28 protein-coding genes and 1 pseudogene are annotated in these 23,634 nt (G+C 66.1%); 13 read left to right on the top strand and 16 right to left on the bottom strand.

All coding sequences use genetic code 11. The features are described from left to right. Positions 1 to 7 precede the first annotated feature (7 nt). The 3 genes from rpsI to SALA_RS01210 form a co-directional block, all read right to left on the bottom strand. Positions 8 to 505, bottom strand: coding sequence for a 30S ribosomal protein S9 (rpsI, locus tag SALA_RS01220; protein WP_011540560.1), 498 nt, complete (start codon positions 503 to 505; stop codon positions 8 to 10). Then, the gene (gene rplM, locus SALA_RS01215) at positions 505 to 984 is read right to left on the bottom strand and encodes a 50S ribosomal protein L13 (RefSeq protein WP_011540559.1); all 480 of its coding nucleotides are present in this window, start codon (positions 982 to 984) and stop codon (positions 505 to 507) included. The genes rpsI and rplM overlap by 1 nt, the downstream gene beginning before the upstream one ends. Before the next feature lie 164 nt (positions 985 to 1,148). Further along, entirely contained in the window at positions 1,149 to 2,216 is a 1,068-nt protein-coding gene (locus SALA_RS01210; protein WP_011540558.1) for a COX15/CtaA family protein, read from the bottom strand. Positions 2,217 to 2,329: 113 nt separating this feature from the next. Here SALA_RS01210 and SALA_RS01205 point away from each other — a divergent pair, with 113 nt between their 5' ends. The 6 genes from SALA_RS01205 (at position 2,330) to galU (ending at position 7,367) form a co-directional block, all read left to right on the top strand. Next, positions 2,330 to 3,322 carry a M48 family metallopeptidase gene (locus SALA_RS01205; RefSeq protein WP_011540557.1) on the top strand — a complete coding sequence of 331 codons (993 nt, stop codon included), beginning with the start codon at positions 2,330 to 2,332 and terminating at the stop codon, positions 3,320 to 3,322. Between the two features lie 57 nt (positions 3,323 to 3,379). Beyond that, the gene (gene msrA, locus SALA_RS01200; RefSeq protein ID WP_011540556.1) at positions 3,380 to 3,913 is read left to right on the top strand and encodes a peptide-methionine (S)-S-oxide reductase MsrA; all 534 of its coding nucleotides are present in this window, start codon (positions 3,380 to 3,382) and stop codon (positions 3,911 to 3,913) included. 243 nt (positions 3,914 to 4,156) lie between these two features. Then, positions 4,157 to 4,690, top strand: a complete 534-nt coding sequence (locus tag SALA_RS01195; RefSeq protein WP_011540555.1) for a YfiR family protein — start codon at positions 4,157 to 4,159, stop codon at positions 4,688 to 4,690. Further along, positions 4,687 to 5,913 carry a diguanylate cyclase gene (locus SALA_RS01190; protein ID WP_011540554.1) on the top strand — a complete coding sequence of 409 codons (1,227 nt, stop codon included), beginning with the start codon at positions 4,687 to 4,689 and terminating at the stop codon, positions 5,911 to 5,913. Before SALA_RS01195 ends, SALA_RS01190 begins: the two co-directional genes overlap by 4 nt. A 17-nt stretch (positions 5,914 to 5,930) precedes the next feature. Further along, positions 5,931 to 6,443: an OmpA family protein gene (locus SALA_RS01185; RefSeq protein ID WP_011540553.1), complete on the top strand. Its 513-nt coding sequence runs from the start codon at positions 5,931 to 5,933 to the stop codon at positions 6,441 to 6,443. Positions 6,444 to 6,503: 60 nt separating this feature from the next. Further along, positions 6,504 to 7,367, top strand: coding sequence for a UTP--glucose-1-phosphate uridylyltransferase GalU (gene galU, locus SALA_RS01180; protein ID WP_011540552.1), 864 nt, complete (start codon positions 6,504 to 6,506; stop codon positions 7,365 to 7,367). 37 nt (positions 7,368 to 7,404) lie between these two features. On the opposite strand, the gene aqpZ is transcribed toward galU, so the two are convergent. Beyond that, a complete protein-coding gene (gene aqpZ, locus SALA_RS01175) occupies positions 7,405 to 8,130 on the bottom strand; it encodes an aquaporin Z (RefSeq protein ID WP_011540551.1) in 726 nt (241 codons plus the stop codon). 99 nt (positions 8,131 to 8,229) lie between these two features. Continuing rightward, a complete protein-coding gene (locus SALA_RS01170; protein WP_041382930.1) occupies positions 8,230 to 9,516 on the bottom strand; it encodes a methyl-accepting chemotaxis protein in 1,287 nt (428 codons plus the stop codon). Positions 9,517 to 9,694: 178 nt separating this feature from the next. Here SALA_RS01170 and SALA_RS01165 point away from each other — a divergent pair, with 178 nt between their 5' ends. After that, on the top strand, positions 9,695 to 10,003 hold the full coding sequence (locus tag SALA_RS01165; RefSeq protein WP_011540549.1) for a hypothetical protein: 309 nt from the start codon (positions 9,695 to 9,697) through the stop codon (positions 10,001 to 10,003). Positions 10,004 to 10,010: 7 nt separating this feature from the next. Here the strand turns inward: SALA_RS01165 and SALA_RS01160 are convergent, their stop codons facing one another. Beyond that, positions 10,011 to 10,679: a S24 family peptidase gene (locus SALA_RS01160; protein ID WP_011540548.1), complete on the bottom strand. Its 669-nt coding sequence runs from the start codon at positions 10,677 to 10,679 to the stop codon at positions 10,011 to 10,013. A 137-nt stretch (positions 10,680 to 10,816) separates the two neighbouring features. On the opposite strand from SALA_RS01160, the gene SALA_RS01155 reads away from it, so the two are divergent. Both SALA_RS01155 and SALA_RS01150 read left to right on the top strand, forming a co-directional pair. Further along, positions 10,817 to 11,038 (top strand): hypothetical protein, encoded by a 222-nt coding sequence (locus SALA_RS01155; protein WP_011540547.1) that lies wholly within the window; start codon positions 10,817 to 10,819, stop codon positions 11,036 to 11,038. Then, positions 11,035 to 11,361: a hypothetical protein gene (locus tag SALA_RS01150; RefSeq protein WP_084764653.1), complete on the top strand. Its 327-nt coding sequence runs from the start codon at positions 11,035 to 11,037 to the stop codon at positions 11,359 to 11,361. Before SALA_RS01155 ends, SALA_RS01150 begins: the two co-directional genes overlap by 4 nt. 68 nt (positions 11,362 to 11,429) lie before the next feature. Here the strand turns inward: SALA_RS01150 and SALA_RS01145 are convergent, their stop codons facing one another. Both SALA_RS01145 and SALA_RS01140 read right to left on the bottom strand, forming a co-directional pair. Continuing rightward, positions 11,430 to 12,239, bottom strand: coding sequence for a hypothetical protein (locus SALA_RS01145; RefSeq protein ID WP_011540545.1), 810 nt, complete (start codon positions 12,237 to 12,239; stop codon positions 11,430 to 11,432). A 52-nt stretch (positions 12,240 to 12,291) separates the two neighbouring features. Beyond that, positions 12,292 to 13,497, bottom strand: a complete 1,206-nt coding sequence (locus SALA_RS01140) for a TIGR04063 family PEP-CTERM/XrtA system glycosyltransferase (protein WP_011540544.1) — start codon at positions 13,495 to 13,497, stop codon at positions 12,292 to 12,294. A gap of 66 nt (positions 13,498 to 13,563) precedes the next feature. Between SALA_RS01140 and SALA_RS17260 the strand changes: the two genes are divergently transcribed. After that, a complete protein-coding gene (locus tag SALA_RS17260; RefSeq protein WP_192807434.1) occupies positions 13,564 to 13,728 on the top strand; it encodes a hypothetical protein in 165 nt (54 codons plus the stop codon). After that, complete coding sequence (locus SALA_RS01135; RefSeq protein ID WP_011540543.1) at positions 13,721 to 15,103, top strand: putative O-glycosylation ligase, exosortase A system-associated; 1,383 nt, start codon at positions 13,721 to 13,723, stop codon at positions 15,101 to 15,103. Before SALA_RS17260 ends, SALA_RS01135 begins: the two co-directional genes overlap by 8 nt. On the opposite strand, the pseudogene SALA_RS17595 reads toward SALA_RS01135, so the two are convergent. Beyond that, positions 15,100 to 15,355 (bottom strand): annotated as a pseudogene (locus tag SALA_RS17595) (hypothetical protein). The gene SALA_RS01135 and the pseudogene SALA_RS17595 sit on opposite strands and share 4 nt — an antisense overlap. 85 nt (positions 15,356 to 15,440) lie before the next feature. Here SALA_RS17595 and SALA_RS01130 point away from each other — a divergent pair. Further along, a protein-coding gene (locus SALA_RS01130; RefSeq protein ID WP_153802608.1) for an IS5 family transposase occupies positions 15,441 to 16,201 on the top strand; the annotation gives its coding sequence in 2 pieces (ribosomal slippage) (positions 15,441 to 15,765 and positions 15,765 to 16,201; 762 coding nt in all). 18 nt (positions 16,202 to 16,219) lie between these two features. Here SALA_RS01130 and SALA_RS01125 read toward each other — a convergent pair. The 4 genes from SALA_RS01125 to SALA_RS01110 are packed head-to-tail and all read right to left on the bottom strand — an operon-like array spanning position 16,220 to position 20,197. After that, positions 16,220 to 17,170 carry an IS481-like element ISSpal1 family transposase gene (locus SALA_RS01125; RefSeq protein WP_011540540.1) on the bottom strand — a complete coding sequence of 317 codons (951 nt, stop codon included), beginning with the start codon at positions 17,168 to 17,170 and terminating at the stop codon, positions 16,220 to 16,222. 57 nt (positions 17,171 to 17,227) lie between these two features. Continuing rightward, complete coding sequence (locus SALA_RS01120; protein ID WP_011540539.1) at positions 17,228 to 18,031, bottom strand: crotonase/enoyl-CoA hydratase family protein; 804 nt, start codon at positions 18,029 to 18,031, stop codon at positions 17,228 to 17,230. Next, positions 18,028 to 18,660 (bottom strand): 2-hydroxychromene-2-carboxylate isomerase, encoded by a 633-nt coding sequence (locus SALA_RS01115; RefSeq protein WP_011540538.1) that lies wholly within the window; start codon positions 18,658 to 18,660, stop codon positions 18,028 to 18,030. The genes SALA_RS01120 and SALA_RS01115 overlap by 4 nt, the downstream gene beginning before the upstream one ends. Positions 18,661 to 18,664: 4 nt before the next feature. Next, positions 18,665 to 20,197: an acyl-CoA synthetase gene (locus tag SALA_RS01110; protein ID WP_011540537.1), complete on the bottom strand. Its 1,533-nt coding sequence runs from the start codon at positions 20,195 to 20,197 to the stop codon at positions 18,665 to 18,667. A 204-nt stretch (positions 20,198 to 20,401) separates the two neighbouring features. Between SALA_RS01110 and SALA_RS01105 the strand changes: the two genes are divergently transcribed. After that, entirely contained in the window at positions 20,402 to 21,934 is a 1,533-nt protein-coding gene (locus SALA_RS01105; RefSeq protein ID WP_011540536.1) for a class I adenylate-forming enzyme family protein, read from the top strand. 222 nt (positions 21,935 to 22,156) lie between these two features. On the opposite strand, the gene SALA_RS01100 is transcribed toward SALA_RS01105, so the two are convergent. Genes SALA_RS01100 through SALA_RS01090 form a run of 3 tightly spaced genes read right to left on the bottom strand, consistent with a single transcriptional unit; the run spans position 22,157 to position 23,569 of the window. After that, positions 22,157 to 22,399 carry a hypothetical protein gene (locus tag SALA_RS01100; RefSeq protein WP_011540535.1) on the bottom strand — a complete coding sequence of 81 codons (243 nt, stop codon included), beginning with the start codon at positions 22,397 to 22,399 and terminating at the stop codon, positions 22,157 to 22,159. Between the two features lie 38 nt (positions 22,400 to 22,437). Next, positions 22,438 to 22,647, bottom strand: coding sequence for a hypothetical protein (locus SALA_RS01095; protein WP_011540534.1), 210 nt, complete (start codon positions 22,645 to 22,647; stop codon positions 22,438 to 22,440). 19 nt (positions 22,648 to 22,666) lie between these two features. After that, positions 22,667 to 23,569, bottom strand: a complete 903-nt coding sequence (locus SALA_RS01090) for an SPFH domain-containing protein (protein ID WP_011540533.1) — start codon at positions 23,567 to 23,569, stop codon at positions 22,667 to 22,669. Positions 23,570 to 23,634 lie beyond the last annotated feature (65 nt).

The raw sequence follows: 23,634 nt of genomic DNA, 5'->3' as shown, positions 1-23,634 counted from the left end.
AAAGCTCTTAACGCTTCGAGAACTGGAAGCTGCGGCGGGCCTTCGCCTTGCCGTACTTCTTGCGCTCGACGGCGCGGCTGTCGCGGGTCAGGAAGCCGGCCGCCTTGACCGGGCCGCGCAGCGCCGGTTCGAAACGGGTCAGCGCCTGCGCGATGCCGTGCAGCACCGCGCCCGCCTGGCCCGACAGGCCGCCGCCCTTGACGGTTGCGATCACGTCATACTGGCCAACGCGTTCGGTCAGGCCGAAGGGCTGGTTGATGACGAGGCGCAGCGTCGGGCGCGCGAAATAGGATTCCTGATCGCGGCCGTTGACGGTGATCTTGCCCGTGCCGGGCTTGAGCCACACGCGCGCAACGGCGTCCTTGCGGCGACCGGTCGCATAGGCGCGGCCCTGCTTGTCGACGATCTTCTCGCGCAGCGGCGTGGTCGAAACCGGGGCTGCCACACTGCCTTCGACGGCGCCGCCGAGGTCCTTGAGATCGGTCATGGTCTGTTCGTCGGCCATTATGCACCCACCTTGTTCTTGCGGTTCATCGACGCGACGTCGATCACTTCGGGGTTCTGCCCTTCGTGCGGATGTTCGCTGCCGGCAAAGATGCGCAGGTTGCGCATCTGCTGGCGGCCGAGGGGCCCGCGCGGGATCATGCGTTCGACGGCCTTTTCGAGCACGCGCTCGGGGAAACGGCCTTCGAGGATCTTCGCCGGGCTGGTTTCCTTGATGCCGCCGGCATAGCCGGTGTGCTTGTAATAGCGTTTGTCCTGCATCTTCTTGCCGGTGAACGCCACCTTCTCCGCATTGATGACGATGACATTGTCACCGCAATCGACGTGCGGGGTGAACGACGGCTTGTGCTTGCCGCGCAGGATGTTGGCGATGATCGACGCGACGCGGCCCACAACGAGACCCTCGGCGTCGATCAGCACCCATTTCTTTTCGACCGTGGCGGCGTTCGCCGAAACGGTCGTCTTGGTCAGCGCCTTCATGGCACGCTCCTTGACAGATATGGACTGGAGCGCCCGGCGTGATACCGACCTGCCCCGAAACAAACCGCGCCGCCTGTTCCGAACGGACTCAGCGGCGCTTCGACGCGGGCCAATGACGCCGGACGCGCGGAAAGTCAAGTATCGTGCGGCTTTGCTGACGGGTATTATGATACCTCGGTGATCGCTGACCGGCGGCCGAGCCGATGCAATGCCGCCGCCGTGACGGCGACGAGGATTGCCCCGACGACCTGGTGCATCACCGCGACCCACATCGACACCCCCGACACAATGGTCCAGATGCCGAGCAGCATCTGCGCCGCGACGACGATGACGAGCGCGCAGGCTTCGGCGCGCGCGCCGCGTCGCGCCAGCGTCCGGGCGAGCAGCAGCAGCGCGCCCGCCGCGGCCCACGACCACCAACGGTGGAGGAAATGGATGAGGAAGGGATCGTTGGTGAGGGCAAGCCACGCGCCGCCGCTCCAGTCGATCCCTTCGGGCACGAAATGATCGTTCATCAGCGGCCAGCTGCTCGAAACATAGCCGGCATTGAGCCCGGCGACCCACGCACCGAGCAGCAACTGGACGAACAGGATCGCGATGACGCCGATCGCGGCGCCCGTCAGCCGCGCCGGCGGCGCACCGGGATCGCGCGCAAGCGCCCCCAGATCACGCGCGGTCCACACCAGCCCGGCGAGCAGGAACAGCGCGGTGAGCAGATGCGCCGCAAGGCGGTAATGGCTGACGTCGGTGCGATATTCCAGCCCCGACGCCACCATCCACCAGCCGATCGCGCCCTGCAAGCCGACGAGCGCGGTCAGCGCGAACAGCCGCCAGCCGTAACCCGCGGGGATGGCGCGGCGCCACGCATACCAGACGAACGGGACGACCAGCGCCATGCCGACGACGCGGCCGAGAATGCGGTGCAGCCATTCCCAGAAAAAAATCGCCTTGAACCCCGCCAGCGTCATGCCGAGGTTGATCTCCTTATATTCAGGGATCTGCTTGTATTTCTCGAACTCCCTGACCCAGTCGGCTTCGTTGAGCGGCGGCAGCACCCCCGACACGGGGCGCCATTCGGTGATCGACAGCCCCGATTCGGTGAGGCGCGTGATGCCGCCCACACCCACGACGATGATCACGAGCAGGGCGACCGCCCACAGCCAGCGCGCCAGCGCGCCGGGGCGCGGCGCCACTGCGGAGGACGATGGAGAAAGGGCCGAGCTATTGGTCATGGCCGCCCTATCGTCGCTTGCCGGGCGATAGGCAAGAGGCGGACAGCCGACAAGAGAGGAGCCCGATCCCGATATTCATGGCGACGACAGATGCAGCTTGATAAGCGGGCGCCATGCCGCGCCGCGTCCGACCGATCCTTGCCGCCTTATCGCTTCTCGTCGCACCGCTGGCGCTCGCCGCGCCGAGCGCCGCGCCCTCCCCCTACGCCCTGCTCGCGGCAACCGAGGCCCGCGTTGCCGCCATCGGATTTCGCCTGACGACCGCCAACGCGGCATGGTGCCCCGTGCGACAGCCGCAGTTCGGGTGGATGTGGGGCGATCCCCGGCTGTACGAGGCCGACCGGCGCGTCGAGGCGCTGGCCGCCTATCGCGCCGACGATGCGAACCACGCCTTCGTCGCCGCCATCGCGCCCGGCTCGCCCGCGGCCGGCGCCGGGCTGCGCGTCGGCGATCCGGTCAAGGCGATCGACCTCGCCCCCGTCCCCGACGGCGAAGGCGACCATCCTTTCGCACGGATCACGGCAATCGAAGCGAAAATCGCGGCGCGGCCCGCCAACGCGCCGCTCGACCTGCATGTCGGTGGGGGCCAGCTCATCCGCCTGACCCCCGTGCCCGGCTGCGCCAGCGATTTCCGCGTCGAGGCGAAGGACAAGCCCGGCGCGGTGGCCGACGGGCGGCTGGTGCTCGTCAATCAGGGGCTCGCCGATTTTACCGCCGACGATGCCGAACTTGCCGCGGCGATCGCGCACGAACTCGCCCACAATATCCTCCGCCACCGCGCGCGGCTCGACGCGGCGGGGGTCGATCGCGGGCTGGGCAAGCAATTCGGACGCAGCGCCCGGCTGTTCCGCCAGACCGAGGTCGAGGCCGACCGCCTGTCGGTGTGGCTGCTCGCGGGCGCGGGCTATGACCCCGGCGCGGCGGCGCGCTTCTGGTCGAACTTCGGCCAGCGCAAGGGGCGGCCGCTGTTTCAGGCGGGCACGCATCCGGGCTGGCGCGACCGCGTCGCGGCGCTGGAAGCCGAAGCCGCGACGATCGCGGCGGCGCGCGCGGCGGGCCAGCCGCTGCACCCACCGCTCGTCGATGCACCGCCGCCCTTGGAATAAGCGCGCGCGCATCCTATTTCGGCGGCATCCCACCCCTCCCCGACAAGGATCGACGCCATGACCCGTGAGACCGCCATTTTTGCCGGAGGCTGCTTCTGGTGCACCGAGGCTGTCTTCCAGTCGCTCGCGGGCGTCGAGCGCGTCGAAAGCGGCTATATCGGCGGCACCGTCGCCAATCCGACCTACAAGCAGGTGTGCGGCGGCGACACCGGCCATGCCGAGGCGATCCGCATCACCTTCGATCCGGCGGTGATCGGCTATGACGATCTGCTCGACGTGTTTTTCGCAACGCACGATCCGACGCAGCTCAACCGCCAGGGCAATGACGTCGGCACGCAATATCGCAGCGCGATCTTCCCGCTCGACGACGCGCAGGCGGCGGCCGCGCGCAGAGGCATCGAGCGCGCCGCGCCCGACTGGCCGGCGCCGATCGTCACGACGATCGAAAACGCATCCGAATGGTATCCGGCCGAGGATTATCACCAGGCCTATTGGGAGGGCGAAGGGCAGCGCAACCCCTATTGCATGGCGGTGATCCCCCCCAAGCTCGCCAAGCTGCGCAAGGGGTTCGCGGAGCGGCTTCGCAACTGATTTCATTGGACCGTCATCCCGGCGAAGGCCGGGATCTCGCCGTTGCGTGGTGATGCAAGGTCGAGATCCCGGCCTTCGCCGGGATGACGAATCATGTGCGTGAGTGCCTGGCATCCGGGTTCGGATCGCTGTTGCCATATGGCCGCATGACGTCAGTTTTCATTGACTTTCCAGTCATTTTGACTAGCGGACGCGCCTTCGCTGGGGCAGGATGACCTCGAAACGCTGTGGGGGCACTGTCCGGTGCTGGCATCATTGTTGCTGATCGGCGCGGTTTCGACCACGCCCCAGATGTCGGTTCAGGCCGCGGCGCAGTCGGTCGTCGAGGACGGCGGGATGACGCAGGCGGTCAATCGCATGGTCGGCGGCATCGCCAGCTATGTCCGCTGGCCGAGCGGGACGCCCGCGACAAACCGCCACATGTGCGTCGTCGGAACGCCCCGGCTGGCTCCGCGAATGGCCCCCGACACGCCGGGCCGCGGTTCGATTTCGGTGCGCTATATCGCGGCATCCGCGGTCAATGCCGATTGCGACATATTGTTCCTCGGCCGGATGCCCGCGACCGACCGGCGGCAGCTCATCGCCTGGGTGCGCGGGCGCCCTGTCCTCACCATCACCGATGACGATGCGGCGTGCCTCTATGGCGCGATGTTCTGCCTCAGCAGCCGCGCAGCAAGCCTCAGCTTCTCGGTCAATCTCGACGCCATAGCGCGCGGTCCGCTCAAGATCGATCCGCGCGTGCTGCGCATCGGGGCTGGCGATGGAGGCGCCGGATGAGCGGCCCCGACCTGCCCCGCCCGGTCGAACGGATCGGCGCGCGCACGACGCTGCAAAAGCTGCTGTCGCGCTTCCATTTCGGCATCACCCTGTTCGCGGTCGCGCTGTCGGGGCTGACGATCCTGCTCGCCGGCGTCACGGCGCTGCGCGGCTATGCCGACCGCAACATGGAACTCGCGGCGCAGCTTGGCGCCTATGGCGTCGAACCCGCGCTGGTCTTCAACGACCCCGTCGCCGCGCGCGAAGGGATCGAGCCGCTGACGCGCATTCCCGGCATCACGCGGCTGCGCGTCATCGACGATGTCGGCAGACCAGTCATCGAATGGAAATCGCCTGCCGGAGATCCGGCGCCGCTGCTCAGCCGCACCTTCTTCCCGCGCCCCTTTGCGGTCACTGTCCGGCGCAACGGATCGGCGATCGGCACGGTCGAGGTCTGGGGCGACAGTTCGACCCTGATCGACTATGTGCGGCTCGGCCTGCTCGCCGGACTGGCCTGCCTCCTCGTCACCGCATTGGGGACGATCTTCCTCGCCCGCCGGTTCGAATATGAACTGGTCAAGCCGCTGAACGAGATCGCGACGGTCGCGCACGACGTGCGCCTCCACCGCCGCTTCGACAAGCGCGTGAAGCCGCTCGGCATTGCCGAACTCGACCGGCTCGGCGGCGACATCAATGCGCTGCTCGACGAGCTTCAGGGCTGGCAGGGGCATATGGAAAGCGAACGCGCGCTGCTCGCGCACCGCGCGTCGCACGACACGCTGACCGCGCTGCCCAACCGTGCGGCTTTCGACGAACAGCTTGCGCTGCGGATCGCTGCGGCAAAGGCGCGCGATGGCCGGTTCGCGCTGCTGTTCATCGATGCCGACAATTTCAAGGCGGCGAACGACAATTTCGGCCATGCCGCAGGCGACGCCGTGCTTGTCGCGATATCGGCCTGCATCCGGAATACGCTGCGTAAGGATGATTTCGCCGCGCGGATCGGCGGCGACGAGTTCGTCGTCATCATCGATCCCTTCGACGTCGGCGTCGTCCCGGCCGATCTGGCGAACCGCCTGCGCGCCTGCATTGCCGACCCCATCACCCTGCCCGACGGCGAATCCTATCGTGCGTCGGTCAGCGTCGGCGTCGCGGTCTTTCCCGACGATGGCGGCGACGCCACCGCGCTGCTCACCGCCGCCGATGCGGCGATGTATAGCGAAAAGATGACTCATCGTTCCCGATAGACCAGCGGAGAGAAGCCATGACCATCCCACTCGTCCGACCGTTATGTACGCTGTTCCTGACCGCTTTCGCCGCGCTGCTGGCGGCGTGCCAGAGCCTGCCCGCCCCCGGCGGATTCTCTCCCGAACAGGTCGCGGTGCTCAAAAGCGAGGGTTTTGTCGAAACCGCGCTCGGCTGGGAACTCAGCATGCCCGAACGCCTGCTGTTCCCCACCAACGAAAGCGCCGTGCCCGCCGAACAGCAGGAACGGATGCGGGCGATCGCGATGCGGCTCGTGTCGGTCGGCATCACGACCGCGCGGGTCGAAGGCCACACCGATTCGACGGGAAGCTCGGCCTATAATCTGACGCTGTCGCGGGCGCGCGCGGAGGCGGTCGCGGCTCCGATGCGCGCGGGCGGCATGACGTTCACCGCCGATCAGATCGTCGGCCGCGGCGAAACGCTGCCGCTGTCGGGCAACGACACGGCCGAAGGGCGGCAGGATAACCGGCGCGTGGTGGTGATTGTCACGCCGGCGCTTGCGTCGCAATAGGCACCCGGCCCGTCCGCCGCCCCTTTTCCTCCGCGGCGTTCGTCGCTAGGTCCGGCAACCATGAAACCGATCCGCAAAGCCGTTTTTCCCGTCGCCGGCCTCGGCACCCGCTTCCTGCCGGCGACCAAGGCGATTCCGAAGGAGATGCTGCCCGTCGTCGACCGGCCGCTCATCCAATATGCGGTCGACGAAGCGCGCGAGGCGGGGATCGAGCAGATGATCTTCGTCACCGGCCGCGGCAAGAGCGCGATCGAGGATCATTTCGACATCGCCTTCGAACTGGAAAAGACGATGTCGGAGCGCGGCAAGGATCTGTCGGTGCTGACGCCCACGCGCCTCGGCCCCGGCGCCTGCGCCTATGTCCGCCAGCAGGAACCGATGGGGCTGGGTCACGCCATCTGGTGCGCGCGCGACATCGTCGGTGACGAGCCCTTTGCCATCTTCCTGCCCGACGAGTTCATGCACGGCATCCCCGGCTGCATGAAGCAGATGGTCGATGCCTATGCGCGCGTCGGCGGCAATCTGATCTCGGTCCTCGAAGTGCCGCACGAACAGGTGTCGAGCTATGGCGTGATCGCCCCCGGCGCGCGCGACGGCGCGCTTACCGAGGTCAAGGGGCTGGTCGAGAAGCCACCGGTTGCCGAAGCGCCGTCCAATCTCATCATCTCGGGCCGCTACATCCTGCAACCCGAAGTCATGCGCGTGCTCGAACGCCAGGAGAAGGGCGCCGGCGGCGAAATCCAGCTCACCGACGCCATGGCGACGATGATCGGCGCGCAGCCCTTCCACGCCGTGACCTTCGCCGGCGCGCGCTACGATTGCGGGTCGAAGGCAGGCTATATCCAGGCCAATCTGGCGGTCGCGCTCGAACGCCCCGACATTGCGGCCGACGTCCGCGCCTTCGCCATCGACCTGCTCAAATAGGACCGGCGGAGGCGGGGCGCTTCCACCGGCCGATACGTCATTCGCCCTCGATATTCGGTTTCGGGAAGCTGTCGGCGCCCAGCGTCTTGTAAAGCACGCCGCCGATAATCCCGCCGACGATCGGCGCGACCCAGAACAGCCAGAGCTGCTGGATCGCGAGCCCGCCGACGACGAGCGCCGGGCCGGTGCTGCGTGCCGGATTGACCGAGGTATTGGTGACCGGGATCGAAATCAGATGGATCAGCGTCAGCGCAAGGCCGATCGCGATCGGCGCAAAACCGGCGGGCGCGCGCCCGTCGGTCGACCCCATGATGATCCACAGGAAGAAGGCCGTCAGCACGATCTCGATCAGCAGCGCCGACCAGATGTCATAACCGCCGGGCGATCCTTCGCCGAAGCCGTTGGCGGCGAGGCCGTTGGTGGCAAGGTCATAGGTCGGACTGCCACTCGCGATATAAAAGAGCAGGAAGGCGGCGACGATCGCGCCCAGCAGCTGCGCAACGACATAGAGCGGAATGTCGCGCGCCCCGAAGCGCCCGCCGGCCCACAGCCCGACCGTCACCGCGGGGTTGAGGTGGCATCCTGAAATATGGCCGATCGCATAGGCCATCGTGATCACGGTCAGGCCAAAAGCGAGCGACACGCCGAGCAGGCCGATCCCGACGTCGGGGAAACCCGCCGCGAGCACCGCGCTGCCGCAGCCGCCGAACACGAGCCAGAATGTGCCGATGAACTCGGCCAAACCCTTTTGGATATTCGTCATGATGACCCTCCTCCCCGCCGACGGCCTCAGACGCCTCCGGCGCGATGTCATCCTACCAGCGCCGGGTCATGGAGCAAGACCTTGCGAAACGCGGCAAAATCACGCGGCGGCGACCGCCCGGACAAAATATCGCGCGCGCTGGTCGAGCGACAGCGCCGCCGCCGATAGTCCCGCGGACAATTGGCCGAGCGCCTGCGCGCCGTCGCCCACCGCACTCGCACCGCGGCCGATGTCCTGCACCCGCATGTCGATCTCGCGCCCGGCGAAGACCGCCTGCTCGACATAGGATGCGATCGTCAGCGTTGTCGCACTCTGCCCGTCGACCGCGCGGTCGATCGCGTCGGAAAAGCCGTTGTTCGCGTCGATCGCCCGTTCGACCTCAACAAAGCCCGCCGACACCTCGCCGACGATGTCGCGGATATGGTCGACATAGCGCGTGATGTCGCCCGCGGCGGCGCGCGTCTGGCGCGCGAGCGCCTTCACCTCGGCAGCAACGACGGCGAAGCCGCGTCCCGCATCGCCCGCGCGCGCGGCCTCGATCCCCGCGTTGAGCGCGAGCATGTTGGTGCGGCTTGCCATGTCGATGACCAGCGCAAGCATCTGCTCGATCGACTGACTCGCCGCCTTGAGCGCGCTTGCGCGTTCGCTCGCCTGCCTGATCTTGGCGTGCGCGTCGCCGCGCACCGTGCGCGCCAGCCTGCTGTCCTCGACGATCCGCGCCATCGTCGCGGCAAGCGCGTGGCCGCGATCACCCAGATCCTGAAGGCCGGCGAGCGTCTGCGCCGTGGCGCCCGCGACCGTTACCGCATCGCGCCCGGTCTGGTGCGCACGGTGCGACAATTCGCCCGCCACCGCCTCGACCTGCCCCGCCATGTCGGACAGGCTGGCGGTCAGCGCCGCAATGTCGCGCTGGAAGGCGCGCCCCGCCGCGTCGATATGCGTCGCGCGCGCCGCGCGTTCCTGCGCCAGCTCGACCTCGCGCTGCATCGCCAGTCTGGCGAGCTGGCTGCCGTCGAGCGTCTCGACGAAGCGCCCGCCCTGCACGAGGATCAAATCCCGCCCATCGGGCGCGCTTGCCGCGATCCGCAGCAGTTCGGTCGTCGACCGTTCGACGTCGGCGGTCGGGCAATCCTCGATCATCGACGCGATCGATCCGCCGATCGTCGGATTCTGCATCAGCGAAAACCAGAAGGGACAGAAGAGCAGTTCGCGCACGCGCTGTTCACGAATCACCCCGACGGGCCGTTCTTCCGCATCGACCACCGCGAGCGTGCGAAGGCCGGGGTTGGCGCGGAACTGGTCGATCACCTCCGACATATGCGCGCGAACCCCGATCGCCGCCGCATGGCCCGTCGTTGGCGAAAGGGCGTCGGCTATGGCGTTCATGGGATCTCGCTGGGCTCTGTCCAATGGGTATAAGCGCGTCCTACGCCATCGCAGTAAAGATGAAATTAACCATTTGTTTCAGTGATGTGACATCCCGACCGTGGCGCGCGCCGCTCCGTCGCAAGATACTGTTCAGCTTATGCCGATTATGCGATGGGCAACCACCGCGAGGAGAAAGATGATGCGCGCCCTGATATTGCCCCTGATGGCCGCTCCCCTGCTCGCGGGCTGCGTCAGCACGGTGAAGTCGGTCGTCACCGCACCCGTCAAGGCGGTCGGCCAGGTCGCCGACTGGTCGACGACGAGCCAGGACGAGGCCGACCGCAACCGCGGCCGCGAACTGCGCAAGCGCGAGGAGGAGATGGGCAAGCTGGCGCGCCAGCGCGACCAGGCGGCCGAAAAATGCCGCGACGGCGACGCCGACCAATGCCGCCGCGCCGAAGTGCTCGACCATGAAATCGAAGCCCTGATGGCCGCGCCTTACTGAGGCGTCCTTACCGGACCCGCCGCCCCGTCCACACCACGCGCCCGACGAGCCGGATCGCCGACAAAGGCAGGTCGTCCCAGCTGCGGTAATGCGGATTGTCGCTGATGACCGACACGCGCCCCGGCCCCGGCGCGCGCGCGATGCGCTTGACCATCAGCACATCGTCCATGCGCAGCACATAGATGCCGTCGCGCAGCCGCGCCGCCGCATCGCTGCCATCGACGAGGATATCGTCGCCATCGTCGAGCGTCGGCGCCATCGAATCGCCCTCAACGCGGATGATGCTGAGCGCGCGCGGATCGGCGCCAAGGTCGCGCAGCCATTTGGGGTTGAAGGCGACCTCACCCTCGACCGGCTCGCCATCGACGCTGGCACCCGCGCCCGCCGACGCCCCGATCGCGAGCTTGGGCACCAGGATCATCCCCGCCCCGCGGCTCCGCGCCGGGGTGGCGACGCGCGCCACCGGCCCGCCCAGCATCGCCTCCGACACCCCCAGATAGGCGGCGATGCGCGCGCGATCCTGTTCGGCCAGCCGCCGCGGCGAGCCCCGCTTGATATATTGCTGAATATAGGCGGGATTGCGCCCGATCACCTGTGACAGGCGTGCATAATCGACGCCCTTTTCGGACAATAGCCGGTCGAGCGCGGCGCGCGGGTCGTGAACTGGGTCGATCATCGCCGTCTGGTCCCGTCCTTCCTGTTTCTTCCTAGCAAGCGGATTTTTCCTAGACAAGTAGGAAAATGGATACCAGATAGGAAATATCCTATCGGACGAATCGACCGATTTCCTTACGACTCATCAGGGAGGACAAGATGGAGCGCAGCCTGTTGCAGCGGATCGAGGCATTTCTGAAGGAAACGGCGATGCCGCCGACGGCCTTCGGTCGCGCAGCGGTGCGCGACCCGCGCCTTGTCAGCGACCTGCGCGGCGGACGCGAACCGGGCGCGCGGCTGAAAAACCGTGTAGAACATTTCATGAACATGTGGCGCGCCGACCAGGCGAGAGAGGACGCCAGAACGGGAGTTGCGGCATGATGCGCTGGTCGCCCGCGCGCCCGCCGCGCCCCCGATGCCCGCACCGCCGCCAGCGTCATCTGCTGATCCGCGAGTTGCCGCCCGGACTTGCCCCCGGCGCCTCTACCCTCCGGGCATGGGCCAGCGCGAGCTTCGTCGGCGCGCGCCATATCTTTCCGTGCGCCCTTGCCGCAGGCGAGGCTGAGCCGATGCGCCGCGCGCTACAGGAGCGGCTGGGCGCGCTCGAATGGCGGCTGCCCGGCCATATCGTCGCCGACGTCCTGGTCGAGTGCGGGCGCGATCCGCGAACGCTGCGGATCGAGATATTGACCGTGGAAGATTAGAGCGGCATGCGCCAGACTGGGAACGCCTTGATTCCGCTCGTGGCGAGCGGGAAGCGCGATCACGTCGTCTAGCCCGTCGATTGCCGCGTCATGCGCTGCAGGGTGCCGAGCGCGGCTTCGAGCGCGAAGTCGACCTCGGGTTCTTCGGCGGGTGCCATCGCCTCTGCCGCCGGAACCGCCGTGCGCCCGGTCGCAACCCGCCGACGCCGCGCAAGCCCTGCCTCGAAGCGCGCGACCATCGCGCCGAGCGACTTGTCACCGGGATCGGATGCGGGCACCGAACTCGTCATTTCGGCGGGCTGGAGCCAGGGCGCGTCGGCGCCAAAATCGTCGTCGCTCGCCAGGTCGGCAAGGATCAGCTCATCGTCGCCATCCTCCTCGTGCCCCGGAACGGCGGCCGCTGCGCGACCGGGTGTCTCGAAACCATCGAGCCCCCCCACGGGCAGATCGCGCCCCGCGCGAAGCGGCGGGCGCGGCGGGTCGTCGGGGTGCAGGTCGATGCGGCGGCGCGTCAGCACCGGCGTATCATCGTCGCTTGTTTCGGTTTCGCGACGGAACGGATCGCGCAGCCGCGACAGCCCCGCCGCCTCGGGTCTGGCGATGAGCAACGCGACAAAACCGGCGATCAGCGCCGCGGCCGCAGCCATGCCAAAGGCAAGCGCAAGGCGCCCGCCATTGCCGATCGGCGGCACGAACAGGTCCGACAGGCGATCGAGATACAGATTCCAGCTGATCGCGCTGACCCAGGCGAACGGCATCAGCGCGGCGAAAAGGAAGGTCAGCGCCGCGGCGCCGATCACCGCCGGGATCGCAGGCCGAAGCGCGCGCAGCAGCGCGCCCGCCCTGATCTTCACCCGCTTGTCGCTCGTCTCGTCCATATCTTCCCAAATCCATGGCCCGCCGGGCCCGCATCGCGTCGTGCCGACGGCGTCAGCTGCCGCGCAGCAGTCGCTGGTAAACCGGTTCGTAACGTAAAATGTTTGATGACCAGTTACGATGACTTTCGACAAAAATACGTGCGGCCCGCCGCCGTTGGGGCCACATGTCGCGATTTTTCAGCAGCTTGTCGAGCGCGTCCACAATCGCCGCGGGCTCGTCGGGCGCGAACAGCGTGCCCGTCGCGCCATCCTCGATCAGTTCGCGGTGCCCGCCGACATCCGACGCCGCGACCAGCTTGCCCTGCGCCATCGCTTCGAGCGGTTTCAGCGGCGTCACAAGATCGGTCAGGCGCATCTTCTTGCGTGGATAGGCGAGGATGTCGATCAGCGAATAATAGCGTTCGACTTCGCCATGCGGCACGCGACCGACGAAATGAATCTGCGCCGACGCCGGCGACGCGGCGGCTTGGCGCTTGAGCGCCGCCTCCATCGGCCCGCCGCCAACGAGCAGCAGCCGCGCCTTCGGCTGCGCCGCAACGAGCGCGGGCATCGCGGCGATCAGGTCGTCGATCCCCTCATAATCGTAAAAGCTGCCGATATAGCCGATCACCGAATCATCCGAAGCGAGGCCCAGTTCGGACGCGAGCGCATCGTCGCGCGGCGGCGGGTCGCCGAACAGGGCCAGATCGACGCCGTTGGGCGACACGGTGATCTTTGCCGGATCGACCCCGCGCGCGATCAGGTCGCCGCGCAACCCCTCGCAAATCACCGCGACCGCGTCGGCCGATTTCACGGCGTAGGTTTCGACCATTTTGGTGAGCCGGTAACGCAAACTGCCCTCGCGCCCCGTGCCGTTGCCGACCGCCGCATCCTCCCAGAAAGCCCGGATTTCATAAATCACCGGAATGCCCAGCCGCTTGCCTACGCGCAGCGCCGCGAGCCCGCCCAGCACCGGCGAGTGGGCGTGGAGCACATCGGGTTTCCAGTCGCGCGCCAGCGATTCGACGCGCCGCGCCAGCGCGCCGATCTCACGCCATTCGTACAGCGGCGAGCGCGCGGGCGCGATCGGCGGGGTGCGATAGAAGGTCAGCCCGTCGATCGTTTCACCGTCCGGCCCGGCGTCGGGATGCCGCACGCCGGTAACCCCGGCGACCTCCCACCCCTTTGCGACCTGCGCCTTCATCAGCGCGCGGGTGCGAAAGGTGTAGCCGCTGTGCGTGGGCAGGCTATGATCAAGAACATGCAATATGCGGGTCATCGTGCGGGGCTTTGACAGACAAGGCTTAACGCGGCGTCAACCCCGATAGCCTAGGCGGCGTCCTCTATGGTCGACAATTTTTCCATTGGCCTGACGCACTTGCTGATGGCGATCGCGCTGTGGCGTCTGCTGTATCGCGACGATCTCGACCGCGAGGTGAGCCCGCGGATGCTGTGGCAGCAGCGCCGCGACGCCGAACGCGCCACCGGGGACGCGCCGACCGATGCGTGACCTGGTCTTCGTCGCCTTTCTGTTCGCTTTCATCGGGACCGGCTTTCGCAAGCCGTTCCTGTTCATCCTCTGCTTCTGCTACATCGACATCGTCGCGCCGCAGCGGCTGAGCTATTTCCTCATCAATTCGATCCCCGTCTCGCTGATCGTGTTCGGCCTCGCCATCGTCGGCTGGCTTGTCGCCGACGACAAGCGCGACACCAGATGGTCGGGGCGGCAGACCCTGCTCGTACTCATCCTCGGCTATTGCTGGATGACGACGATCCAGGCCGATTTCCCGGTCGAGGCGGCGGACAAATGGAGCTGGGTTTGGAAGGCGCTGCTCTGGGCGATCTTCCTGCCGCTCACCCTGCGCACCAGGCTGCGCATCGAGGCGCTTGCGCTCATCATGTTGCTGTCCGCCGCGTCGATCGCGATCGCGGGCGGCATCAAGACCGCGGCGGGCGGCGGCGGTTACGGGACGCTCCAGCTGCTGCTCAACGAAAATTACGGGCTCTACGAAGGGTCGATCATGTCGACGGTCGGCATCGCGATCATCCCTCTCATCCTCTGGTACCGACGCCACGGGACGATCTTTCCGCCCGACTGGCGCGTGTCGCTCTTCGCTTTCGCGCTTTGTTTCGCGTGCATGTTGCTCCCCGTGGGGACGCAGGCGCGCACCGGGCTCGTCTGTCTCGCGGTGCTCGCGGTGCTGTCGCTGCGCGCGGTCAGGCACCGCTTTCTCTATATCACCGGGGCGGGGCTGCTCGCCATCGCCGCCATTCCCTTCCTGCCGCAAAGCTTTACCGAGCGCATGGAAACGATCCGCAACCACCGCGCGGACCAGTCGGCTTCCACCCGCGTCGCGGTGTGGCAGTGGACATGGGACTATGCCAAGGAAAACCCCTTCGGCGGCGGTTTCGAGGCCTATATCCAGAACCGCGTGCGCGTCGAAAAGGCGGCGAGCGATTATGACCCCGATGCCCCGCAGAACGCCGAACCGACGGTGTATGAAGAACAGTCGCGCGCCTATCATTCGAGCTATTTCGAGATGCTCGGCGAACAGGGTTATCCGGGCCTCGCGCTCTGGCTGCTCCTCCACGCGATCGGTCTCGCCCGCATGGAACAGCTCCGACGCCGCTACCTCAGGACGCGCCGCGCCGAAGAGCAGTGGATTGCACCGCTGGCGACCGCGCTTCAGCACGGCCATATCATCTATATGGTCGGATCTCTTTTCGTCGGCATCGCCTTCCAGCCGTTCATCTACATGATGCTCGCGCTCGAAATCGGGCTGACAACCTATTGCCGCCGCCGCGAACGGGAAGCGGGATGGCGCCCGCTGATGGCGCGTCCGGCGCAGGTCCCGGCACGCCATACACAACCTGCAAACCCCTAGAGCGCGATGACCTGATATTGACCCACCGTGACGGAGGCGATTCTGGTCGAGTGCGAGGGGCGAGGAGCGGCGCGATGCGGGACATCGCGCCCGACGAGCAACGTGGCAATCGGCCAGAATCGGCCCGCCGGAGGGGTTGCCCCCTGAAGCCCGCCGGACAGCGGCGCGTCTCTGGTCCGGGCAACCAGCCCGTCCTGCGAGACGCTTCTTGCCGACGAACTTCAGGGGGCAATCACGGTGGGTCAATATCAGGTCATCGCGCTCTAGGCTGTAGTGACAATTTAGGGATTCCCAACTGACGCGAGTTCTGATTCAACACTGGCTTTTGGAGGCTGGTGTGGAAGGCGAGGTTCTCAGGGACGATCAGTGGGAGCGGCTTCGGGAGTTTGTGCCCGGTGGCCGCAAGGGCAAGCGCGGACCGCGCAGCGATGGTCGGCGGTTTCTGGATGCTTTGCTGTGGCTGGCGCATTCGGGTGGGCGGTGGCGTGATCTGCCCGAGCGATTTGGCCCCTACCAGACTGTAAAGCGGCGCTATTATCGTTGGATCGAACAGGGGGTGATCGACCGGATATTCGCAGCCGTGTCCGATGACCCCGACATCGAATGGCTGGCGATCGACGCCACCGTAATCCGTGCCCAAGCCCAGGCCGCCGGGGCCAGGGTAAAAAGGGGGGCGTTCAAGCCCAGGCTCTGGGCCGCTCAAGAGGCGGGTTCGGGACCAAGATCCACGCTGTAGTCGATGCTCTCGGCCTGCCGGTGCGCTTCATGCTCGGCCCCGGCCAGCAGAACGATATGGCCCCGGCCTGCGACCTGATCCGCGGCCTGAAGGCCGAACACGTGCTGGCCGACCGCGCCTACGACGCCGATAGCCTGTGCGATCTCATCACCGAACAAGGCGGCGAACCGGTCATTCCGCCCCGCCGCCACCGCAAGGTCCAGCGCAGTTACGACCGCATCGCATACAAGCAGCGCTGGGGCATCGAGGGCTTCTTCGCCAAACTCAAGCAATGGCGACGCATCGCCACCCGCCATGACAAACTCGCCGCAAACTTCCTTGGCTTCATCAAACTCGCAAGCATAATGTTGTGGCTCAAATGATTAAATTGTCACTACAGCCTAGTTGTTTGGTCCCAGCATGTGATGGTTGGGTTTGACGATAAAGACATCGGGCTTTGATTTCCAGAGTTCCTCGATGGCTTCATATGGTGTCCTGAACTTGAGAGCCTTGAGCTGCTTGGCGAAGTTGTAGGCGATCAGCCAGTCGCTGACGTGTCGTCGCAGTTCCTGGATCGAGGCATAATGGAAGGATTTGACGGTCGCTTCCTTGATGGTTCGGACCATCCGCTCGGCTTGACCATTGGTCCATGGGTGGTAGGGCTTGGTCAGCCGATGCTCGATGCCGTTTTCGAGGCAGACCCGCTCGAAGATGTGGATCAGCCATTGCCGGCTCTGGCCGCGCTGGGGCTGGACGAACTGGACGCCATTGTCGGTCAGCACGGTGTGGATCCTGTAAGGCACGGTCTTGACCAGCACCTTGAGGAAAGCTGCGGCGGCAAGCTTTGTGGCCTTGCGATAGATGCGGGCGAAGACCAGCTTCGAGGTGCGGTCCACCGCCACATAGAGGAAGGCCTTGCCGCCCTCATAGCGTAGCTCGGCGATGTCGATGTGGAAGTAGCCGATCTCATAATCCTTGAACTTCTTCGGCTTCTCGCGGTCCGCTTTGGGCAGGCGGCTGATGCCATGCCGTTGCAGGCAGCGATGCAGCGACGAGCGCGTCAACTGCGGGATCACGTCCTTTAGCGCGATGTAGACGTCGTCGAGCGGCAACCGCGCCTGAACCCGCAACGCCACGATGGCAGCTTCTTCCATAGGCGAGAGGACGGTGCTGCGGCGCTCCTTCGGCCCCATCGGCATGTCGTCCACAGACTGCCGATGGCGCCACTTCAAGACGGTCTTCTCGTTGATCCCGTACTTCCTCGCGAGGCTCGCGACCGAAGCTTGCGATCGCTGTAGCTCGCCTCGAATGGCGTGCGTGGTCTTGGCGCTCCCGTGTAAAATCTGTCCCATAGCTCCCTCCGCTGCAACGGCGACAAGTCTACACCATCACATGCTGGGACCAAACAGCTAGTCGACAAAATTGGGCCTGCGCTTTTCCATATGCGCCATCACCGCCTCGATCTGGTTCGGGGTGCGGATGAGCTTGACCTGCTCGTCGCTTTCGGCCTGCAGGATTTCGGCGTCGCTCGCATCGCCGAGCATGTTGCAGAGGCGCTTGGCGCCGCGGATCGCGTGCGGGTTCTTGTCGGCAATCACCGCGGCGAGTTCCATCGCCTTGGCCAGCGGGTCGTCCGACACATGCGTCGCAAAGCCAAGCAGCTTCGCCTCCGACCCGGTGAACTCGCGGTTGGTGTAGACAAGCTCGCGCAGCACATCGTCGGCGACCTGCGTGCGCCACAGCGCCATCCCCGCCACGTCGGGGACGAGGCCCCAGCGCATCTCCATGATCGCGATGCGCGTGTCGGGGTGGACGATGCGGATGTCGGCGGCGGCCATGATCTGGCTGCCCGCGCCAAAGGCGACGCCGTGCACCGCCGCGATCACCGGCACAGGCAGCTCGCGCCAGCCCCAGGCGGCATATTGGGCATTATTGGCGATGCCCCGTGTCCGTTCGGCGAGCCCCCCGCCCGCGCTGCTCGCGCCGGGGTCGCGATCGCCGCCGAGGCTCGAAAGGTCGAGGCCCGCGCAAAAGGCGCGCCCCTCGCCCGACAGGACGACGACGCGCAGCCCCGCCGTCGCCTTCAGCTGATCGACCGCTTCGGCCAGTGCTTCCCACATTGCGCTGTCGAGCGCATTCATCTTGTCGGCGCGGATCAGCCGGACGTCGGCGATCCCGCCGTCGAGCATGGTGATCGAAATCCGGTCCTTCATGCGAGAGTCCTCTGCGTTTTATGTTTTAGAGCCGCCTCGACAAGCGGAAGCTGGTCGTTGCCGAAATACATGTCATCGCGATCGACGAAGATCGTCGGCGAACCATAGCCGCCGCGCGCGATGAGTTCATCGGTGTTCGCACGCAGCCGCGCCTTGACCGCATCGCTCCCCGCCGCGGCGGCGAGCGCGGCGCCGTCGAGCCCCTCGGCATCGGCGACCGCCGCGAGCACCACCGGGTCGTCGAGATTTTCCTGCCGGTCGAAATAGCTCGCGAAGGCGCCGCGCGCAAAGCGGACGAGCGCCGCCTGATCCGCTTCGATCGCGCAGCAGAAACGCATCGCGGCGATGCTCTTTGCCGGATGCCATCGCGAGGGAAAATTCATCGGCACGTCGGCAAGGCGCGCCCAGTCCTTCAGCACCTTCCAGCTATGCTGGAGCCGCCGGTTGTCGGTCTGCTCGCGCGCCGCATAGACGGCGGGATTGACCGCATTGAACACGCCGCCGACGAGGATCGGCCGATACAGCGCGCTCGCGCCTGTCCGTTCGAGCACGGCAGGCAGGTTGTGAAAGGCGAGGCAGGTCCAGGGCGAGGATAGATCGAAGAAAAACTCGACGCGCGCGGCGGTCATTGCATCAGGCCTCCGCCTTCGCCTTCTCCCAATATCGGTCGCGAAGCAGGCGTTTGTAGAGCTTGCCCGTGTCATGGCGCGGCAAGGCTTCGAGGAAGTCGATACGGCGCGGAATCTTCACCCCCGACAGTTTTTCGCGCGCATAGGCGATGAGCTCGTCGCGCAGCGCGTCGCCCGCCTCGGCCATGTCGGCGGGCTGGACCACCGCGATCACCTCCTCGCCCATCTCCTCGTGCGGACCGCCGACCACCGCGACGTCGGCGACCTTGGGATGGGTGACAAGGTGATTCTCGATTTCCTGCGGATAGATGTTCACCCCGCCCGAGATGATCATGAAGCTCTTGCGGTCGGTGAGGTAGAGAAAGCCCTCCTCGTCGAGCCTGCCCACATCGCCGAGCGTCGACCAGCCTTTCGAATTGCGGCTCGACGCCGTTTTTTCGTCGTCGCCATGATATTCGAAGACATTCTCGCTCTCGAAAAAGATCGTGCCTTCCTCGCCCACGCCGAGTTCGGTTTCATTGTCCTCGCCCATGATATGCACGGCGCCGAGGATCGGGCGCCCGACGCTGCCCTTGTGCGTCAGCCAGTCGGTGCTGGAGATGAAGGTCATGCCATTGCCTTCGGATCCGGCATAATATTCATACAATACCGGTCCCCACCAGTCGATCATCGCCTGCTTCACCGGCACCGGGCACGGCGCGGCGGCATGGATCGCGACCTTGAGCGACGAAAGATCGTAGCGGTTCCGCACCTCCTCCGGCAGTTTCAGCATCCGCACGAAATGCGTCGGCACCCATTGGCTGCTGTTCACGCGATAGCGTTCGATGTGCGCCAGCGCCGCTTCGGGATCGAACTTCTTCATCAGGACGACGGTGCCGCCGAGCCGGTGGATCGTCATCGACCAGCGGAGCGGCGCGGCGTGATAGAGCGGCGCGGGCGAGAGATAGATGCTGTCCGCATTGATCTGGAACACTGCCGAAGCGAGCATGACCAGGCTGTTCGTCGCGTCGATCGCCGGATCCTCGGGCAGCGGAACGCGCACACCCTTGGGGCGCCCGGTGGTCCCGGACGAATAGAGCATGTCAACCCCCGCGCGCTCGTCGGCAACGGGCGTCGCGGGCATGGCCGCGACGGCATCCTCCCAGCTTTCATAACCCGCGATGGCGCCGCCCATCACAAAGCGCTTGATGCCGGTCGTCAGCCGCTGCGCGGCGTCGGCGAGACTGGCCGAGACGACGAGGATCTGCGCGCCCGAATTGTCCAGGATATAGTCGGTCTCGTCCTGCGTCAGCCGCGACGAGATGCAGACATAGCGCAGCCCCGCGCGCTGCGCGCCCCAGGTCAGGCCGTAATAATGCGGCGTGTTGTCGAGCATGAAGGCAACGACATCCTCATGCCCCAGCCCGTTGGCGCGGAACAGCTGCGCGGCGCGGTTCGAGGCGGCGTCAAGGTCGCCATAGCTGATTTCCTCTCCCGTCTCGGCGACGATGATCGCGGCCTTTTCAGGGTTGGTGCGGGCGTGGACTGAGGGGTGCATCGGGCATCATCTCCGGGAATCGCTGGTTTCTTTATGTCGAAGATGAGTAGCAAGCTGAAACTTTTGGTCAAGCAAGCTGGATGGCGTGACAGGTTCGAAGTCGCCGATTCGTCCCTGCCGGACGCAACGCCGGTCGGCCTGTCCGGCAAGGAAGGGACCGGCGGCGGCGTTGCACCGCCTTTCGACTGTGCTAACCCATGCGCCATGACCAGTCTCGAAATGCTCGACAGCGGCTTTGCCACCCTGCCCGCCCTTGTCCGCGCGCACGCCGCGGAACGTCCCGATGCCGTAGCGGCGGCCGACGCAGAACGACGGCTCACCTGGTCCGACCTCGATCGATTGACCGACCGAATCGCCGCGCGCCTGCAACGGGACGGTTTGGTCAAGGGCGACCGCACGGCGATCGCGGGCCTGAACAGCGTCGAGCAGATGGCGGTGATCCTTGGCACGCTGCGCGCCGGCGGGGTTGCGGGGCTGATCACCAACAGCGCGACGGGCGAACAGATGGCGGCGATGATCGCCGACACCGGGGCGCGCCACCTGTTCCTCGACACGGCGGCGAAGGCGAGCCTCGACGGGCAGGACATCGCCGCGAGCGACCTGATCGCGATGGACGGCGGCGACGCGGGCACGCCGCTGACCGACTGGATTGCGCCCGCAGACGCCGCGCCGCAGCCCGCCGCGATCGGCCCCGACGACGGTTTCAACATCATCTATTCATCGGGCACCACCGGCACGCCGAAAGGCATCATCCACAGCCATGCAATGCGCTGGCAGCATATCCAGCGCGGCGCGCCCGCCTATGGCCCGAACGCAGTGACGATCCTGTCGACGCCGCTCTATTCGAACACGACGATGGCCAGTTTCATGCCAACCGTCGGATCGGGCGGACGGGTCGTCCTGATGAAAAAGTTCGACGCGCGCGGCTTCCTCGAACTGGCGGAGCGCGAGCGCGCGACCAACTGCATGCTCGTGCCGGTGCAATATCGCCGCATCATGGCGCTCGACGATTTCGACCGCTTCGACCTTTCGAGCTTCGTGATGAAATACTGCACCTCGGCGCCTTTTCCAGCGGCGCTCAAGGCCGATGTGCTGAAACGCTGGCCGGGTGGGCTGGTCGAGATTTACGGCATGACCGAAGGCGGCGCGGCCTTCATCCTCGAAGCGCATCAGTTCCCTGACAAGCTGCACACCGTCGGCAAACCCGCGCCGGGCCATGTCGCCAAGGTGATCGACGAGGACGGCAACGAACTGCCGCAAGGGTCGGTGGGGGAGATTGTCGGCCGTTCACCCGCAATGATGACCGGGTACAACAACCGCCCCGACGCGACGAAGGCGATGCACTGGTACGACAGCGAGGGACAGCTCTTCTATCGCCATGGCGATATCGGGCGGATCGACGAGGACGGTTTCCTGACGCTGATGGACCGCGCGAAGGACATGATCATTTCGGGTGGCTTCAACATCTTTCCGAGCGACCTTGAGGCCATTTTGCTCGCCGACGAGCGCGTCGTCGAGGCGGCCGTGGTCGGGATGCCCAGCGAGGAATGGGGCGAAACCCCCGTCGCCTTCGTCGTGCTGAAACCCGGCGCCGATGCCGAAAGCGTGCGCGAGACGTGCAACGCCAAGGTCGGCAAGACGCAGCGGCTGAGCGCGATCAGGCAAGTCGACGAACTGCCGCGCAGTCCCATCGGCAAGGTACTGAAACGCGAACTGCGCGACGCGCATGGCGGATAGCCGTTCGCGAAGATGGTCGGTGTTGCGGCCGGTTTCGACCGGAAGTGGCCGTTGGCATTTCGGGCTCTCTCCCCTTCAGGGGAGAGACACGAAGGCTTGGCAGCTTGCTGCCTAGCCGCAGTTGAGAGGGTTTTGGATGGTCCCCCTCTCCCCTGAAGGGGAGAGGGCTTTATGGCCGCCCCCCACCCCAAAGCCGCTGCTACATCAACCCTCGGCGCCGCATCAACGCCAGCGCCAGCCGCCCTCGGTGCGCGCCCGATAGAGCGGCATCGGCGCCAGCCCGGCGAGGATGACGGCAAGGGTGAGCGCCACGGGCTGGTCGCGCAGCAGCACCGCAATGCCGGTGATGAGTGCGATATGCGCCGCCAGCATCGCCCAGCCCTGCCACGCGATCGGCAGGCCGGTGCCATAACCGCGCCGTTTCGCGCGGAACCAGGGGCGGTCGTCGAGGAACAGGTGCAGCATGTCGAAACTCCTTTTGTGATTGCGCGGCAATCGCCGGATCAGTCCTGCGCATCGGTCTTCGGCGGACGGCCACGGCGCGGCGGCGCGGGTGGCTTGACCGGCACGCCGCGCCGCGCCAGCGCCTCGCGCAGCAGCACTTCGATCTCGGCGTTGGCGCTGCGCAGGTCGGCCGCGGCCATCCGCTCGACCGCGGCGAACAGCGCGGGATCAAGGCGAAGGGCAAAGGCCTTTTTGGCAGAACCGGTCATCGTTCGCGTCCGGCGCGCCTCAGTAAAGCGAGCCGGCGTTGACGACCGGCTGCGTATCGCGTTCGCCGCACAGCACGACCATCAGGTTCGACACCATCGCCGCCTTGCGCTCGTCGTCGAGGTCGACGACCTTTTTGTCCGACAGGTGCTGGAGTGCCATTTCGACCATCGTCACCGCGCCCTCGACCAGCTTCTTGCGCGCGGCGATCACCGCTTCGGCCTGTTGGCGGCGGAGCATCGCCCCCGCGATCTCGGGCGCATAAGCGAGGTGGGTGAGGCCGCATTCGTCGACGGTGATGCCCGCGACGGTCAACCGCTCGATCAGTGCCTTGCGCAGCTCGGCGCCGACCTCTTCATGGTTGCCACGCAACGTGACTTCCTGATGTTCGATATCGTCATAGGGGTAGCGCGAGCCGATCGAGCGCACCGCCGCCTCGATCTGCGCCATGACGAACTCCTTGTAATCGTCGACGTCGAACAGCGCCTGCGCGGTGTCGGTGACGCGCCACACGACCTGCGCCGCCATCTCGATCGGGTTGCCGCGCAGGTCGTTGACCTTGATCTTGTCCGAAATGACGTTGTTCGCGCGCACCGCGATCTTCTTGCGCGTCAGCCAGGGGAGCACCCAGCGCAGCCCTTCCTGCCGGTCGGTGCCCTTATATGCGCCGAACAGCTGGATCGCCGCGGCTTCATTGGGGTTGATGAGATAAAAGCCGCAAAGGATGAGCGTGCCGACGACCGCGGCGGTGGCCGCGACGATCCATTTCCATGCCATCACCACGTCGGCGTTGGCATTGGTGATCGCCGCCCAGACGGCGATGCCGAGCAGCACCAGCCAGATGAACAGCATCCAATAGCCGCTTTGCGTATTGGCGCGCGTTTCGCGGCTGCGATTGAGCGCCGGTGCCCCACTCTCGACCATAAATCCCTCCGAGTCGATATAAAGATGATATCATATTTATATCGAAACGAGCATCAGTCAAGCCG

Source organism: Sphingopyxis alaskensis RB2256 (genome assembly GCF_000013985.1).
Classification (GTDB): domain Bacteria; phylum Pseudomonadota; class Alphaproteobacteria; order Sphingomonadales; family Sphingomonadaceae; genus Sphingopyxis; species Sphingopyxis alaskensis.
This window is presented reverse-complemented; position numbering and strand designations above follow the sequence as displayed.

Bases quoted from the DNA above. Each gene is read 5' to 3' on its own strand.
- SALA_RS01160 (WP_011540548.1), bottom strand. From the start codon at position 10,679: ATGATCGACCCAGTTCACGACCCGCGCGCCGCGCTCGACCGGCTATTG.
- galU (WP_011540552.1), top strand. From the start codon at position 6,504: ATGAAACCGATCCGCAAAGCCGTTTTTCCCGTCGCCGGCCTCGGCACC.
- SALA_RS01110 (WP_011540537.1), bottom strand. From the start codon at position 20,197: ATGCACCCCTCAGTCCACGCCCGCACCAACCCTGAAAAGGCCGCGATC.
- aqpZ (WP_011540551.1), bottom strand. From the start codon at position 8,130: ATGACGAATATCCAAAAGGGTTTGGCCGAGTTCATCGGCACATTCTGG.
- rplM (WP_011540559.1), bottom strand. From the start codon at position 984: ATGAAGGCGCTGACCAAGACGACCGTTTCGGCGAACGCCGCCACGGTC.
- SALA_RS01165 (WP_011540549.1), top strand. From the start codon at position 9,695: ATGATGCGCGCCCTGATATTGCCCCTGATGGCCGCTCCCCTGCTCGCG.
- SALA_RS01210 (WP_011540558.1), bottom strand. From the start codon at position 2,216: ATGACCAATAGCTCGGCCCTTTCTCCATCGTCCTCCGCAGTGGCGCCG.
- SALA_RS01170 (WP_041382930.1), bottom strand. From the start codon at position 9,516: ATGAACGCCATAGCCGACGCCCTTTCGCCAACGACGGGCCATGCGGCG.
- SALA_RS01140 (WP_011540544.1), bottom strand. From the start codon at position 13,497: ATGACCCGCATATTGCATGTTCTTGATCATAGCCTGCCCACGCACAGC.
- SALA_RS01095 (WP_011540534.1), bottom strand. From the start codon at position 22,647: ATGACCGGTTCTGCCAAAAAGGCCTTTGCCCTTCGCCTTGATCCCGCG.
- SALA_RS01135 (WP_011540543.1), top strand. From the start codon at position 13,721: ATGCGTGACCTGGTCTTCGTCGCCTTTCTGTTCGCTTTCATCGGGACC.
- SALA_RS01150 (WP_084764653.1), top strand. From the start codon at position 11,035: ATGATGCGCTGGTCGCCCGCGCGCCCGCCGCGCCCCCGATGCCCGCAC.
- SALA_RS01120 (WP_011540539.1), bottom strand. From the start codon at position 18,031: ATGAAGGACCGGATTTCGATCACCATGCTCGACGGCGGGATCGCCGAC.
- SALA_RS17260 (WP_192807434.1), top strand. From the start codon at position 13,564: ATGGTCGACAATTTTTCCATTGGCCTGACGCACTTGCTGATGGCGATC.
- SALA_RS01115 (WP_011540538.1), bottom strand. From the start codon at position 18,660: ATGACCGCCGCGCGCGTCGAGTTTTTCTTCGATCTATCCTCGCCCTGG.
- SALA_RS01125 (WP_011540540.1), bottom strand. From the start codon at position 17,170: ATGGGACAGATTTTACACGGGAGCGCCAAGACCACGCACGCCATTCGA.
- SALA_RS01185 (WP_011540553.1), top strand. From the start codon at position 5,931: ATGACCATCCCACTCGTCCGACCGTTATGTACGCTGTTCCTGACCGCT.
- SALA_RS01205 (WP_011540557.1), top strand. From the start codon at position 2,330: ATGCCGCGCCGCGTCCGACCGATCCTTGCCGCCTTATCGCTTCTCGTC.
- SALA_RS01155 (WP_011540547.1), top strand. From the start codon at position 10,817: ATGGAGCGCAGCCTGTTGCAGCGGATCGAGGCATTTCTGAAGGAAACG.
- SALA_RS01100 (WP_011540535.1), bottom strand. From the start codon at position 22,399: ATGCTGCACCTGTTCCTCGACGACCGCCCCTGGTTCCGCGCGAAACGG.
- SALA_RS01105 (WP_011540536.1), top strand. From the start codon at position 20,402: ATGACCAGTCTCGAAATGCTCGACAGCGGCTTTGCCACCCTGCCCGCC.
- rpsI (WP_011540560.1), bottom strand. From the start codon at position 505: ATGGCCGACGAACAGACCATGACCGATCTCAAGGACCTCGGCGGCGCC.
- SALA_RS01145 (WP_011540545.1), bottom strand. From the start codon at position 12,239: ATGGACGAGACGAGCGACAAGCGGGTGAAGATCAGGGCGGGCGCGCTG.
- SALA_RS01190 (WP_011540554.1), top strand. From the start codon at position 4,687: ATGAGCGGCCCCGACCTGCCCCGCCCGGTCGAACGGATCGGCGCGCGC.
- msrA (WP_011540556.1), top strand. From the start codon at position 3,380: ATGACCCGTGAGACCGCCATTTTTGCCGGAGGCTGCTTCTGGTGCACC.
- SALA_RS01090 (WP_011540533.1), bottom strand. From the start codon at position 23,569: ATGGTCGAGAGTGGGGCACCGGCGCTCAATCGCAGCCGCGAAACGCGC.